Below are 14,283 nucleotides of genomic sequence, written 5' to 3'. Positions count from 1 at the left end.
ATGATCAAACACTGGATCAACGGCCGTGAGGTCGAAAGCAAAGACGTTTTCGTCAACTACAACCCGGCCACCGGCGAAGCCATCGGTGAAGTCGCCAGCGGCGGCGCCGAAGAAGTCGCTCAGGCCGTAGCCGCGGCCAAGGAAGCCTTCCCCAAGTGGGCTAATACGCCAGCCAAGGAACGTGCCCGACTGATGCGCAAGCTCGGTGAGCTGATCGAGCAGAATGTCCCGCGTCTGGCCGATTTGGAAACGCTGGACACGGGCCTGCCGATCCATCAGACCAAAAATGTGTTGATCCCCCGCGCTTCGCACAACTTCGATTTCTTCGCCGAAGTCTGCACCCGCATGGACGGTCACTCTTACCCCGTCGACGACCAGATGCTCAACTACACCCTGTATCAGCCGGTGGGTGTTTGCGGTCTGGTGTCACCGTGGAACGTGCCGTTCATGACTGCCACCTGGAAAACCGCGCCGTGCCTGGCACTGGGCAATACTGCGGTGCTGAAGATGTCCGAGCTGTCCCCACTGACGGCCAACGAACTCGGTCGTCTGGCTGTTGAGGCCGGCATTCCCAATGGCGTGCTCAACGTCATCCAGGGTTACGGCGCCACCGCCGGTGACGCGCTGGTTCGGCACCCGGATGTGCGCGCAATTTCGTTCACCGGAGGTACCGCCACCGGCAAGAAAATCATGCAGACCGCCGGCCTCAAAAAATACTCCATGGAACTCGGCGGCAAGTCACCGGTGCTGATCTTTGAAGATGCGGACCTGGAGCGCGCCCTCGACGCCGCACTGTTCACCATCTTCTCGCTGAACGGCGAACGCTGCACCGCTGGTAGCCGGATCTTCATTCAGGAAAGCGTTTACCCTCAGTTCGTCGCCGAGTTTGCTGCCCGCGCCAAACGCTTGATCGTCGGCGATCCACAGGACCCGAAGACTCAGGTCGGCTCGATGATCACTCAGGCCCACTACGACAAGGTCACTGGCTACATCAAGATCGGCATAGAGGAAGGCGCCACCCTCCTCGCCGGTGGTCTGGAACGTCCGGCCAACTTGCCGGCGCACCTGAGTAAAGGCCAGTTCATTCAGCCGACGGTGTTCGCCGACGTGAACAACAAGATGCGTATCGCCCAGGAAGAGATCTTCGGTCCGGTGGTGTGCCTGATTCCGTTCAAGGACGAAGCCGAGGCCCTGCAACTGGCCAACGATACCGAGTATGGCCTGGCGTCTTACATCTGGACCCAGGACATCGGCAAGGCCCATCGCCTGGCCTACGGCATCGAAGCCGGCATGGTGTTCATCAACAGTCAGAACGTGCGGGACTTGCGTCAGCCGTTCGGTGGTGTGAAAGGTTCCGGTACCGGACGCGAAGGCGGCCAGTACAGCTTTGAGGTGTTCGCCGAAATCAAGAACATCTGCATTTCCATGGGCAGTCATCACATCCCGCGTTGGGGTCTCTGAACAAGCGATGGTCGCTGCTGAAGGCAGCGATGGGCCGCGCATCGGCTCATCGCAGCCTTCACTGGCCACCAGATTGAATCGAATAACAACAATTTCAGGAGAATCATCATGGGCGAAGTCGTCCTGGCCGCGAAAATCTGCCATGTACCCTCGATGTACCTGTCGGAACTGCCCGGCAAGCATCACGGTTGTCGCGAGGCGGCAATTGCCGGACACAAGGAAATCGGCCGTCGCGCCCGCGAGCTCGGTGCCGACACCGCCGTGGTGTTCGACGTGCACTGGTTGGTCAACAGCGGCTATCACGTCAACTGCGGCGAGCATTTCAAGGGCATCTACACCAGCAACGAACTGCCGCACTTCATCAAGAACATGGAGTACGAGTACCCGGGTTGCCCAGCGTTGGGCGAGCTGATCGCCACCGAGGCCAATCAGGCCGGGGTGCGCACCATGGCCCACAACATCCCGAGCCTGGAGTTGGAATACGGCACTCTGGTACCTATGCGCTACATGCACATGGGCGTCCCGGACGAGCAGAAGTTTGACGTGATCTCCATCGCCGCCTGGTGCGCCTGGCATCGCCTGGAAGACAGCTTCGCCTTCGGCGCTGCCGTGCGCCGGGCCATCGATAGGAGCGACCGCAAGGTGCTGGTGCTGGCCTCCGGCTCGCTGTCCCACCGTTTCTCCGACGACCGTGAAGCCGAAGCCAACATTCACAACTGGACCCGTGAATTCGACAAGCAGATGGACCTGCACGTGGTCGAGATGTGGAAGCAAGGTCGCTTCAAGGAGTTCTGCGCAATGCTCCCGGACTACGCCGAGCACTGCTTCGGCGAAGGCAAGATGCACGACACCGCCATGCTCCTCGGACTGCTTGGCGGGCCCGAGTACAACAAACCGGTGGAAGTACTGACCGAGCCCTTCGGCAGTTCAGGCACTGGCCAGATCAACGCCATTTTCCCTCTCTGAGGTACCAGACAGGAACTGGCGTAGCAGCTGTCGAGCGGAGCGAGGCGGCGTCCGAGGACGTAGTCCTCGTAAAACCGGTGCTCTCGATTTACCTGAAACACAGAGGTGTATGGGGTTACGACTGCTTCGCAGCCGGACGCTGCCTCGCTCCGCTCAACAGTTGCTACGCGATGCGAAACATCAACGTTACGGGAGACTCACATGCCTCATTTCATTGCTGAATACACCGACAACATCGAACAACAAGCCGACTTGCCCAGCCTGTTCGAAAAAGTCCACGCCTCCCTCGGCGACAGCGGCGTGTTCCCCCTGGGCGGCATCCGCAGTCGTGGAGTGCGCCTGGACACCTGGCGCATGGCTGATGGCAAGCACGATTACGCCTTCGTCCATATGACCCTCAAGGTCGGTCACGGACGAGATCTGCCGACCCGGCAGACAGTCGCACAAACACTGTTCAACGTAATCACCGAGCACTTCGCCGAGCTGCAGTCGCAACGCTTGCTGGCGCTGTCGTTCGAGATGATCGAACTGCACCCGGAACTGAACTTCAAGCAGAACAACGTCCATGCCTTCTTGAAGAACCAGGCGGGCTGATTCACGCCCTCCTTCCGCCAACGGCCACTCAAACAAAAAGTACAACATCATGAGCACAGCCAATACCGCTGACAGCATCACCCTTGCCGAGCACGATCGAACCCACAGCACCGTTACCTGGCGCCTGATGCCATTGCTGTTGATCTGTTACCTGTTCGCCCATCTGGACCGGATCAACATCGGCTTCGCCAAGATGCAGATGAGTACCGACCTGCACTTCAGCGACACCGTCTACGGCTTCGGAGCCGGACTGTTCTTCATTGCCTACGCGCTGTTCGGGGTACCGAGCAACATGGCCCTTGACCGGGTCGGACCACGGCGTTGGATCGCCAGCCTGATGGTGGTCTGGGGCGTACTTTCTGCCAGCATGTTGTGGGTCGAAAGCTCCAGCGGTTTCTATGTCCTGCGCTTTTTGCTGGGCGTAGCCGAAGCCGGCTTCTTTCCCGGGATCCTGGTGTTCCTCAATCGCTGGTACCCGGCCCGGCGCCGGGCTCAAGTCACCGCGCTGTTTGCCATTGCCGTGCCGATGGCCGGAGTCATCGGCGGACCGCTGTCCGGGGCGATTCTGGAAAACCTCCATGACTTCGGTGGACTGCGCGGCTGGCAGTGGATGTTCCTGATCGAAGGGGCGCCGGTGGTCTTGCTGGGCCTGGTGGTGCTCAAGTGTTTGCCGGATAACTTCGAAGTCGTGAAGTGGCTGAACCCGGCGCAGAAACAGCAACTGCGCGCGCAACTGAGCAGCGAAGAACAGCGTAAATCCATCACCTCCTTCGGTGGGATTGTGCGCGACCCACAGGTCTGGCTGCTGGTGGCGATCTATTTTGCGGTGATGCTGGCGGTCAACACCCTGGCCTTCTGGATGCCAACACTGATCCACGGCGCGGGAATTGGCAGCGACGGCAAGGTAGGCCTGCTCAGTGCAGTGCCCTATCTGGCCGGGTGTTTCTTCATGATCGGCTGCGGACGCTCGTCGGACCGTAACCGCGAACGCCGCTGGCACCTGTGTGTGCCGCTACTGATGGCCGCCGCCGGTATCGCAGTGGCGGGCCTGGCGCCGGGCAACCCGCTGTTGGTGATGGGCGGGTTGACCGTCGCTGGCATGGGTGCCAGCGCCGCGTTGCCGATGTTCTGGCAACTGCCTCCGGCCTTTCTCTCCAACTGCACACAAGCCGCCGGCATTGCCCTGATCAGCTCGTTCGGCAGCATCGCCTCGTTCCTCGCGCCTTACCTGATCGGCTGGATGCGCGACACCACTCAGAGCGCCAGCCTGGCCCTGTATGTCCTGGCGCTGTTAATCGCTCTCGGCGGCTTCCTGGTGCTGCGCACCAATGCGGCCATCGTCAATCCACAATAAGAGATCTTCGTCATGCTCGATCAACAGCAAATCCTTCACGCCGCCGCACAACTGGATCGGGCTGAACGCTCCAGGGAGCAGGTCCGGCAATTTTCCCTCGATCACCCGGCTATCACCATCGAAGACGCGTATGCCATCCAGCGCGCCTGGGTCGCCCAGAAAATCAAGGACGGGCGCAAACTGGTCGGGCACAAGATCGGTCTGACCTCGCGGGCCATGCAAGTGTCCTCGAACATCACCGAGCCGGACTTTGGTGCCTTGCTCGATGACATGTTCTTCGACGAGGGCACGGACATTCCGTTCGAGCGCTTCATCGTGCCGCGGGTGGAAGTGGAGCTGGCGTTCATCCTTGGCAAGCCGCTCAAAGGTCCGAACTGCACGATCTTCGACGTGCTCGACGCCACTGAATGGGTGATCCCGGCGCTGGAAATCATCGATGCGCGAATTCAGCAAATCGACCCGCAGACCAAGGCGACACGCAAGGTGTTCGACACCATTTCCGACAACGCCGCCAACGCTGGCGTGGTCATGGGCGGTCGTGCCGTGCGGCCGACCGAGATCGACCTGCGCAAGGTGCCTGCGGTGCTCTACCGCAACGGCGTGATCGAGGAGTCCGGGGTGTCGGCCGCCGTGCTCAATCATCCGGCCAAAGGCGTGGCCTGGCTGGCGAACAAACTGGCCGCCTACGACGTCACCCTGGAAGCGGGCCAAATCATTCTCGGCGGCTCCTTCACCCGCCCGGTGGCGGCCGACCCCGGTGATACCTTCCATGTCGATTACGACATGCTGGGTTCCATCTCCTGCCGCTTTGTTTGATCCCTGGAGGACTGTTCCATGGACATGCCCATCAACCGTTTCAAACAACGCCTCAAAAGCGGCGAAGCTCAGATAGGCCTCTGGCTCGGTCTGGCCGACGCCTACTGTGCCGAGCTGGCAGCCAATGCCGGTTTCGATTGGCTGCTGATCGACGGCGAACATGCACCCAATGATCTTCGCGGGTTGCTCGGCCAGCTTCAGGCAGTGGCGCCCTACCCCAGTCATCCGGTGATACGCCCGGTGATCGGCGATATCGCGCTGATCAAGCAGGTGTTGGATATCGGCGCCCAGACCCTGCTGGTGCCGATGGTTGAAAGTGCCGAACAGGCACGGGAACTGGTGCGTGCGATTCACTATCCGCCCCAGGGCATACGCGGTGTCGGCAGTGCGCTGGCCCGTGCGTCACGCTGGAACAGCATTCCCGGTTATCTCGACAAAGCGGATGAACAAATGTGCCTGCTGGTACAGATCGAGAACCGCGAAGGCCTGGTCAACCTGGATGCCATTGCGGCGGTCGAGGGCGTGGACGGGGTGTTTATCGGCCCGGCGGATTTGAGCGCGTCCATGGGCCATCGCGGCAATCCGGGGCATCCCGAGGTGCAGACGGCCATCGAGGACGCCATCGTGCGGATTCAGAAGGCCGGCAAGGCCGCAGGCATTCTCAGCGCCGACGAGACACTCGCCCGGCGCTATATCGAGTTGGGCGCGGCATTCGTTGCCGTGGGTGTCGACACCACCGTGCTGATGCGTGGCCTGCAAACCCTCGCCGGCAAATTCAAAGATGCTCCGGTGCCCACCAGCTCCGGCGGCGTGTACTGATTTTTCGAGAAGCCCGATGAAACTTAACGATTTGAAACTGCTGCGCGAGCAGGCTTACATCAATGGCCAATGGGTCGACGCCGATGACGGTTCACGCTTCGCGGTGACCAACCCGGCGGATGGCGAAGTCATCGCCCAAATCAGCTCCCTCGGCCAAGCCGAAACCGCCCGCGCCATCGCCGCGGCCCAGGCCGCCCTGCCCGCCTGGCGCGGCAAAACCGCCAAGGATCGCAGCAAGGTATTGCGCACATGGTTCGAGCTGATCATGGCCCATCAGGAAGACCTGGCCCGCCTGCTCAGTTGGGAACAAGGCAAACCGCTGGCCGAGAGTCGTGGCGAAGTTGCCTATGGCGCGAGCTTTATCGAGTGGTTCGCCGAAGAGGCCAAGCGGGTCTACGGCGATGTGATTCCTCATGACAAGCAAGGTCGGCGGCTGGTAGTGATCAAGCAAGCCATCGGGGTGGTGGCGGCCATCACACCGTGGAATTTTCCCAATGCAATGATCACCCGCAAGGTTGGTCCAGCGCTGGCCGCCGGTTGCACCGTGGTGCTTAAACCGGCTTCAGAAACCCCATTGTCGGCTTTGGCCCTGGCTGAACTCGGCGAACGCGCCGGCATTCCGGCGGGCGTGCTGAACGTCGTCACCGGCACCCGCTCTCGAGAAATCGGTGCGGAGCTGACGGGTAACCCGGCAGTGCAAAAACTCTCGTTCACCGGCTCCACCGGCATCGGCAAATTGCTGATGGCCCAGTGTGCGCAAACCATCAAGAAAGTCAGCCTGGAACTGGGCGGTAACGCGCCCTTTATCGTCTTCGAAGACGCCGACCTGGATGCCGCCGTGGAAGGTGCGATCGGCTCGAAATTCCGCAACAGCGGCCAGACCTGTGTCTGTACCAACCGCTTGCTGGTACAAAACAGTGTCTATGACGAGTTCGCCCGCCGCCTGGTGCTGGCAGTCGACGCCCTGAAGGTCGCCCGGGCCGAGACCGAAGGCGCGCAACAAGGGCCGTTGATCAACGCCAAGGCGGTGGCCAAGGTCGAGGAACACATCAACGACGCACTCGCCCAGGGCGCGAGGCTGCTGGCCGGCGGCAAACCCCACGCACTGGGCGGCAACTTCTTCGAACCCACGGTGCTCGGCGACGTCACCCCGGCCATGCTGGTGGCCCGGGATGAGACCTTCGGCCCGCTGGCACCGCTGTTCCGTTTCGACACCGAAGCCGAGGCCGTCGCCATGGCGAACGATACCGAGTTCGGTTTGGCGTCCTATGTCTACACCCGCGACCTGGGCCGGGCCTGGCGCGTCAGCGAGGCGCTGGAGTACGGCATGGTCGGAGTCAACGAAGGACTGATCTCCACCGAAGTGGCGCCGTTCGGCGGGATAAAGCAGTCAGGGTTGGGCCGCGAAGGTTCCAAGTATGGGATCGATGATTACATCGAGCAGAAGTACATGTGCCTGAGTATCAAATAGTCCGGCTGACCTCCGATTTGGGGAGCTGCAAGGAGCAAGGTCCTGCGCGGACCTTGTGGGAGCCTGGCTTGCCCGCGATGAACGATAGCGCAGTGGGCTGGATACACCGCGGCATCTGCTTTGCGAACAAGCCCGGCTCCTGCAGGTTCAGGCTTTCAACGCTTGATGGTCTTCAATTCATCGAGCAACCCAAGCAACGTCTGCAACTTCTCCTCTCCCAACTGTGCCTGCAACCGTTGGTAGTTCTCTTCCATGCACTGGCTCATGGACTCAAAGCACGCCTCGCCCTTTTCGGCCAGGGTCACCAGCACCCGTCGCTGGTCCTGCTCGGCCTTGCGCCGATGGACCATGCCGGCCGCCTCCATGCGCACCAGCACACCGGTCATGCTCGGTTTGAGGATGCACGCCAGTTCCGCCAGCCGGTAGATTTCCAGCTCGCCGTGCTGACTGAGAATGCGGATAACCCGCCACTGTTGTTCAGTCAACCCGTGCTGGTTGAGCGAGGGACGAAAAAAACTCATGGCTGCTTCACGTGCTTGCAGCAGGGTCAAGGTCAGGGATTGCCGGGGTTTGAGCATCGGAGTCAGGATCACGGTTGATTTAGTTAATAATTTAACGAAACTCTATCATCCTGTCCTCCCGAACGCGCCATAACTTCTTATCGCAAAGGCCTTCTGGCGCGCTGAATCAAAAATCCCGGCATAGAGAATCAAGACATCCACCGAGCCAAGGCTCTTAATAGGAGTCATCCGGTACAGAGCTAATCAAAGGCCCTGCGTTGAGTTTTTCTTCACTTTTTCAGGCTGCGCCATGATCAATATCGAAACGCCCACCTATTACACGGCCACCAAAAAATACAATCTCAGCTTCCCGACCCTGGAACAGGATGTGGAAGCCGACGTTGTGGTCATTGGCGGTGGTTTCTCCGGCATCAATACCGCGCTTGAGCTCGCCGAAAAAGGCATCACCAACATCGTTGTACTGGAGGCGCGTTACCTGGGTTTCGGTGGCACCGGGCGCAATGGAGGGCAGATCATGGCCGGCATCGGTCACGACCTGGAGAAGATCAAGAAGGACGTGGGTGAGGACGGTCTGCGCCAGGTCTTCGAGATCAGCGACCTGGGCGCGGACATCATCAAGGACCGCATCGCCAAGTACAACATCGATGCCGACTTCTGCCACGGCTACGGCTACATGGGCTTCAACGCTCGCCAGGAAAAGACCCTGCGCGCCTGGGAAAAAGACTTCAAATCGATCAACAGCAAACACGAGATTCGCTTTCTCGGTGGTTCGGACGTCAAGCAAATCATCGGCTCCGATGCCTACAGCAGCGCATTGCTGCACATGGGCGGCGGTCACGTCCATTCGTTGAACCTGCTACTCGGTGAAGCCAAGGCACTGGTTGGGCACGGCGTGCGGATTTTCGAGAACAGTCCAGCGCTGGAAGTCAGCTATGGCGAGCGCATCACCGTGCGCACCGGCCGTGGTTCAGTAAAGGCCAGCAAGCTTCTGTGGGCCTGCGACAGTTTCCTCAACAAGCTGGAACCTGAGCTGCACCGCTCGACCATAAACACTTACGCTTTCCAGATGATGACCGAGCCACTGTCGGACGAGTTGATCAACCGCATCAGCCCGATTCGCGGCGCCTACAGCGACATTCGTCCGGTGATCGACTACTACCGCGTCACCAACGAAAACCGTCTGTTGTTCGGTGCGGCCACACCGCTGGTCGAGCACATTCCCCTGGACCTGAAAGCCTGGAACCGCAACCTGATGCTGAAGATTTTCCCGTACCTCAAGGACGTGAAAATCGATCTGGCCTGGGGCGGTCCGATGGCCTGCAGCCCGAATCTGTTCCCGCAGATCGGCACCCTGCCCGGTCGCAGCAACGCCTTCTTCGTTCAGGGCTATTCGGGCTTCGGCGTCACCCCCAGCCACATCATCTGCAAGGTGCTGGCCGAAGGCATGAGTGAAGGCTCGGCGCGCTATGACCTGGTCAGCTCGATCCACCGCCCTACCATCCTTGGCAAAGATGCGTTTCGCCCACTGTTGCTGACCGCCGGCAAGTCCTGGCACCAGCTGTCAGGTTATTGGAACGGGCGTCGGTAACTGCCAAGGCGCTCTTCCCTTTTCTGTTTTTTTACTCATCAGGAGCAACTGCCATGACCCTTACCACCCTCAAGAAAGACATCCAGCTGTCCGAACTGGACGCCTGGGGCTCCGTTGCCGACCTCGGCTCGGAAATCCTCGAAGGCGAAGTCAAAGCCTTCGGCAAAATGACTTTCGGCGCACCGACCGACCCGGTCAGCAGTGCCTATTTCGGCACCACCCAGGGCAAGTTCCGCATGGTCTATCCGTTCGCCGAACAAGCTACGGTGGTTACCGGCGAAGTGGTCCTGACCAACGAATCCACCGGCCAGAGTGCTCGCTACAAGGCCGGCGACAGCTGGTTCGTGACCAAAGGCACTCCCGTGCTGTGGGAAGTGGTCAGCGAAAGTTTCGTCAAACACTACTTCGCTGTCGCTTGACCGATTCGGGTTGCCGGCGAACAGCCGGTAGCCCCTTGGCGAGGTACCGAACATGAATGCCCTCCCCACCCAGGAAATCGCCGGCCATTGCCTGCAAGCTTTCACTCAACTTGTACCTGCCAGTCAGGCGGCGTTCTACTGTGTCGACCGGCAACTGCAAGCCCGTGACTTCCGGCTGCATTGCATGAGCGATGAGATGCATCGCGACTATCTGGACAACTACCGTCGGTTCGACCCTTTGCAACCGCGAAATTGCCTGTCCAGCGGGCGAGCCGTGGTGCCTCTGGGTTTTGCCATGGCCCGACAGCCGACACGGGACAGTCGGCTCTATCGGGACTTTCTGCAGCGCTATGGCATTGTCGATGTGGTGGAAATCCTCGCCCATCGCGCCGGCCAGCCTCAGGCCGCGATCTCGATGTTACGCACCGCCGAACAAGGCGCCTTCACCACCGACCAACTGGCCCAGCTCAATGCCTTGCAGTCCCTGCTGCAACTCGCCGTCGCGAACATACAGCCCTGCGAAGATCCGCTGACCGGCCTGACGCCCAAGGAGCGGCAGATCGCGTTGTTACTGCGCCAGGGCGCCAGCAACAAGCAACTGGCCCTGGAACTGAAAGTCGGTCTGCCGACCATCAAGACCCACCTGATCAACCTGTTTCGCAAGACCGGCGTCAGCAGCCGCACCGAGCTGGTCGGAACCCTGTTTCTCCAGCTCTGATTTTTTAGCCCGGCTCAACCATCCGGTTGATAGGCGAGCTTGTTTGCGAACCGCATGCTCCAGATTGTTATTTCACTCAACTGGAGCATTGCAATGACAACATCATCCGACTGGATCACCGTTGGCGCCCTGGCCGACGGCTTCGCCCCTGAAGCCTTCATCCTGCCGAACCTGGCCGACCTGAACGGCAAGGCCTTCACGCTGAACTTCGCCAATGGCTGGCAGATCGAACATCGTTTCGACACCGAAGCCCTATCCTGGACCGCTGCCGATGGGCACTCCACAGGCACTGCAAACTATCGAGCCACCTCAGTGCGTCCAGGTCTGTACCTGGTGGACTTCATCAAGCACGAAGGTGGTCAAGCCTGGTCGATCAGCCTGGTGCTCGACACCGTTAGCGCTGCATTCACCGCCGTGATCGGCCGCATGCCGACCCAGGATCAAACCCGTGAAGGCCTCTACAGCCGTGCGCTGGCGGGCAAGCACCTGACCTCGGTCGAAGTCGAGTTTTTGCATGGCAGCCTTGATCGTCCGTGGCAGGAAGGCCAATGCCCTCACGCACCGACCAGCGAACTGACCGGCCTGCGCAACCTGTATCGCTACAGCCCAAGTGAAGTCTACGAACACATCTACCTCAACGATCAGTTCTATTCCTGGCAGTGCCTCAAGGGCGTCGAGCAAGGCCTGTGCGACACCGACCGCTGCCACTACTACAAGATCGCCGATCAGCTGTACCTGTTCGTCTGGCGCGAGAAGATCATCCCGACCCTCGGCCTGGTGCTGATCGACCTGCAACAGCACCGCAGCGACGGCAAGATCTTCGGTTATGCCGGGTCGTCCTTCGATGAACTGTCAAACTTTCCGATCAGCTCTTACTGCCAGGTTCTCAACCGGACGGAGTATCCCAATGCCTGAGCCACGTACCGTTGCAATCACCGGTGCCGGGACGGGCATCGGTGCTGCCTGTGCCCGGCTGTACGCAGCCGAAGGCGCCAATCTGGTGTTGATCGGCCGCCGCCGCGAGCCCCTGGAGCAAATTGCCCGGGAAACCGGCGGGCTGGTTTTGGTCGGCGATGCCGCCTGCCCGGACACCTGGGAAGGATTCGTGGCGCAGATTCGTCAGCGCTACGGGCGCCTTGATGTACTGCTGGCCTGTGCCGGCGGCCTTGGCCTGGGCAGCGCCACCGACACCAGCCCGCAGACCTGGGAAGCGGCGTTGCGCAGCAACCTGGACAGTGCCTTCTACAGTGCCCGGGCCTGCCTGCCTCTGCTGCTGGAGAGTACCGGCAACATCGTGCTGATCGGGTCCATTGCCTCACTGGCGGCGGGCCCCGAAGTCTGCGGCTACACCACCGCCAAGCATGCGCTGCTCGGCCTCAATCGTTCGCTGGCCAGAGATTACGGCCCGCGCGGTGTACGAGTGAACGCCGTCTGCCCCGGCTGGGTGCGCACGCCCATGGCCGATCAGGAGATGCAGCCGCTGATGGACTTTTATGACGAAACGCTGCAGCAAGCCTATGACCGGGTCTGCGCCGACGTGCCGTTGCGACGACCGGCCAGCGCCGAGGAAATTGCCAGGGTTTGCCGCTTCCTGGCCTCTAGCGAGGCGTCGATTATCACGGGCGCAACCGTGGTGGCCGACGGCGGCTCGAGCATCGTCGATGTGCCGACCCTGGCCTACACCCACATGGAGCAAACTCATGTCTGAAGGCTGCGCTTTCAAAGATCTTGATTTCAGCGGAAAAACCGTCCTGGTAACCGGCGGAGCACAAGGCATTGGGCGGGCGATCGTCGAAGCTTTCGCCGTGCGAGGTGCTCATGTGGTAATCGCCGACCTTCAACTGCCGCTGGCCCAGTCGCTGGCTGTCGAATTGTCCGCGCAATCGTGTCAGGTTGAAGCCGTGTGCGTCGACCTGGCCGAATCCAGGGCGGTGTTCGAACTGATTCAGGCGCTTGAACAGCGTTTGGGGCAACTGGACGTTCTCGTGCACAACGCCGGGTATTTTCCGCTGACACCGTTCGCCGAGATTACCCCTTCCATTCTCGACCGAACTCTGGCGGTCAACCTCTCGGCGCTGTTCTGGCTGACCCAGGCGGCCTTGCCGATGTTCCGCCGTCAGGGTCAGGGTTGCGTGCTGGTGACTTCATCGGTCACCGGCCCACGAGTAGCCTACCCGGGGCTGAGCCATTACGCGGCGTCAAAAGCCGGGGTCAACGGTTTCATCCGCAACGCGGCACTGGAACTGGCCGGACACAACGTGCGGGTCAATGGCGTCGAGCCGGGCATGATCGCGACGCCAGCCATGGGCAATCTGGGGGACGACCAACTGAACGAAAATATCGCCAGTCGAGTGCCCCTGGGACGGCTTGGCAAGGCGGCGGATATTGCCGGAGCCATGCTGTTTCTAGCATCGGATCTGGCAACTTACATCACCGGACAGACGCTGGTGGTCGATGGCGGCTCGACCTTGCCAGAGGTTTGATATAGCGTTTTTTCATGCTGAAAGGGGGCTTTGAAAAGCCCCCTTTTTCATCCAGAGAGTCAAGCCGCCCCCACCGCCTGTTGCAAATGACTGGAACGAAAATCCTTGGGTGACAACTCGAACTGCTTCTTGAACGAGCGGCTGAAATGCGCCGAGTCGGTGAAGCCCCACTTGTAAGCGATGGAGGTGATCGATTCGCTACGCAAGAACGGATTGGTCAGGTCATCGGCGCTGCGCTTGAGCCGCGCCCGTTGAATGTAGCGACAGACGCTATCGTCCTGCTCTTCAAACAACCGATACAAATGCCGCACTGAAATGTTCAATCGATTGGCCAGCCCGACGGGACTCAAGCCCGGCTGGGTCAGGGACTCGTCGATGACTTTCTGCACATAACTGCGCAGGTTGTTGCCCTGCAACGAAGTAACGTCATCCCCCGACACCTGATCCTGATCGAATGCCGAACCCAGCAACGATACAAAAGCCGATTGCAACGCCTCACCCTCACCGACTGCGCCCTCGCCCACCCACGCGTCCTTGCACAGCTGATCCACCAGCACATGCAGCATCCGCCCACAGGCCTTGCTCGAGGAAATCTTGCCGAACGTCCGGGACTGGCTGCCAAGCTGTTTGCACACTTCGTTGCGGGACAAGGAGACCGAGACATGCTCGATCAGCCCGAATGGGCTGATTTCAATGGAACCTGCCGAGTCCATCAGCAGCAGGTCCCCGGGAGCCAACTGGATGCTCTGTCCGTACTGGGTGATCTGGCAGTAACCGCTGCGCTGGCTGACCAGGAAACAATCCTGTTCGTTGTCGTGATCGGCGTTGGGCTTGTCGCGCTTGATAAGCCCTGCGTTGGTACGCAAGTTCGCCAAGGACAGACCGCCCCGGGAACACTCGGAAACCTCACCAATGAACAGCGAACGGTTGTAGGCCAATTCTGTGTCGAAATGACCACAGGCTGCTCGCAGATCCCGGGTCCAGGTTTCCAACCCGTCTTGCACAGACTGATGGATGCTCATGGGGCTCTCCACAATGGCTTTTTGTTTTTGTTGCGCAATAGTTAACATGTT

At 60.2% G+C, this 14,283-nt stretch carries 15 protein-coding genes; 13 read left to right on the top strand and 2 right to left on the bottom strand.

Annotation, left to right across the window (positions count from 1 at the left end):
• The 7 genes from hpaE to AF70_RS19390 all read left to right on the top strand — a co-directional run bounded on the left by hpaE (window position 1) and on the right by AF70_RS19390 (window position 7,481).
• The gene (gene hpaE, locus AF70_RS19420; RefSeq protein WP_028940812.1) at window positions 1-1,461 is read left to right on the top strand and encodes a 5-carboxymethyl-2-hydroxymuconate semialdehyde dehydrogenase; all 1,461 of its coding nucleotides are present in this window, start codon (window positions 1-3) and stop codon (window positions 1,459-1,461) included.
• 108 nt (window positions 1,462-1,569) lie between these two features.
• Window positions 1,570-2,427: a 3,4-dihydroxyphenylacetate 2,3-dioxygenase gene (gene hpaD, locus AF70_RS19415; protein ID WP_018927921.1), complete on the top strand. Its 858-nt coding sequence runs from the start codon at window positions 1,570-1,572 to the stop codon at window positions 2,425-2,427.
• Between the two features lie 201 nt (window positions 2,428-2,628).
• Window positions 2,629-3,021: a 5-carboxymethyl-2-hydroxymuconate isomerase gene (locus AF70_RS19410; protein WP_018927920.1), complete on the top strand. Its 393-nt coding sequence runs from the start codon at window positions 2,629-2,631 to the stop codon at window positions 3,019-3,021.
• A gap of 49 nt (window positions 3,022-3,070) precedes the next feature.
• Complete coding sequence (locus AF70_RS19405) at window positions 3,071-4,375, top strand: MFS transporter (protein WP_018927919.1); 1,305 nt, start codon at window positions 3,071-3,073, stop codon at window positions 4,373-4,375.
• Between the two features lie 12 nt (window positions 4,376-4,387).
• Window positions 4,388-5,191 carry a 2-oxo-hept-4-ene-1,7-dioate hydratase gene (gene hpaH / locus AF70_RS19400; protein ID WP_028940813.1) on the top strand — a complete coding sequence of 268 codons (804 nt, stop codon included), beginning with the start codon at window positions 4,388-4,390 and terminating at the stop codon, window positions 5,189-5,191.
• Window positions 5,192-5,209: 18 nt separating this feature from the next.
• Window positions 5,210-6,010, top strand: coding sequence for a 4-hydroxy-2-oxoheptanedioate aldolase (hpaI, locus tag AF70_RS19395; RefSeq protein ID WP_028940814.1), 801 nt, complete (start codon window positions 5,210-5,212; stop codon window positions 6,008-6,010).
• A gap of 16 nt (window positions 6,011-6,026) precedes the next feature.
• On the top strand, window positions 6,027-7,481 hold the full coding sequence (locus tag AF70_RS19390) for an NAD-dependent succinate-semialdehyde dehydrogenase (RefSeq protein ID WP_018927916.1): 1,455 nt from the start codon (window positions 6,027-6,029) through the stop codon (window positions 7,479-7,481).
• A 155-nt stretch (window positions 7,482-7,636) separates the two neighbouring features.
• Here the strand turns inward: AF70_RS19390 and hpaR are convergent, their stop codons facing one another.
• Window positions 7,637-8,059 (bottom strand): homoprotocatechuate degradation operon regulator HpaR, encoded by a 423-nt coding sequence (gene hpaR / locus AF70_RS19385; protein ID WP_026286557.1) that lies wholly within the window; start codon window positions 8,057-8,059, stop codon window positions 7,637-7,639.
• Window positions 8,060-8,291: 232 nt separating this feature from the next.
• On the opposite strand from hpaR, the gene AF70_RS19380 reads away from it, so the two are divergent.
• The 6 genes from AF70_RS19380 to AF70_RS19355 all read left to right on the top strand — a co-directional run bounded on the left by AF70_RS19380 (window position 8,292) and on the right by AF70_RS19355 (window position 13,210).
• Entirely contained in the window at window positions 8,292-9,590 is a 1,299-nt protein-coding gene (locus AF70_RS19380) for an FAD-binding oxidoreductase (protein ID WP_018927914.1), read from the top strand.
• A gap of 53 nt (window positions 9,591-9,643) precedes the next feature.
• Window positions 9,644-10,009: a cupin domain-containing protein gene (locus AF70_RS19375; protein WP_018927913.1), complete on the top strand. Its 366-nt coding sequence runs from the start codon at window positions 9,644-9,646 to the stop codon at window positions 10,007-10,009.
• 52 nt (window positions 10,010-10,061) lie between these two features.
• Entirely contained in the window at window positions 10,062-10,727 is a 666-nt protein-coding gene (locus AF70_RS19370) for a LuxR C-terminal-related transcriptional regulator (RefSeq protein ID WP_028940815.1), read from the top strand.
• A 93-nt stretch (window positions 10,728-10,820) separates the two neighbouring features.
• Window positions 10,821-11,642 (top strand): molybdenum cofactor biosynthesis F family protein, encoded by an 822-nt coding sequence (locus tag AF70_RS19365; protein ID WP_028940816.1) that lies wholly within the window; start codon window positions 10,821-10,823, stop codon window positions 11,640-11,642.
• A complete protein-coding gene (locus tag AF70_RS19360) occupies window positions 11,635-12,435 on the top strand; it encodes an SDR family NAD(P)-dependent oxidoreductase (RefSeq protein ID WP_018927910.1) in 801 nt (266 codons plus the stop codon). Before AF70_RS19365 ends, AF70_RS19360 begins: the two co-directional genes overlap by 8 nt.
• Window positions 12,428-13,210: an SDR family oxidoreductase gene (locus AF70_RS19355; RefSeq protein WP_028940817.1), complete on the top strand. Its 783-nt coding sequence runs from the start codon at window positions 12,428-12,430 to the stop codon at window positions 13,208-13,210. The genes AF70_RS19360 and AF70_RS19355 overlap by 8 nt, the downstream gene beginning before the upstream one ends.
• Window positions 13,211-13,269: 59 nt before the next feature.
• Here the strand turns inward: AF70_RS19355 and feaR are convergent, their stop codons facing one another.
• Entirely contained in the window at window positions 13,270-14,232 is a 963-nt protein-coding gene (gene feaR, locus AF70_RS19350) for a transcriptional regulator FeaR (protein WP_018927908.1), read from the bottom strand.
• Between the last annotated feature and the right edge of the window lie 51 nt (window positions 14,233-14,283).

This window comes from Pseudomonas sp. KD5, from assembly GCF_012932895.1.
Lineage (GTDB): Bacteria > Pseudomonadota > Gammaproteobacteria > Pseudomonadales > Pseudomonadaceae > Aquipseudomonas.
Note: the sequence above shows the minus strand (reverse complement) of the source record. Positions and strands in the feature narration are given on the sequence as shown.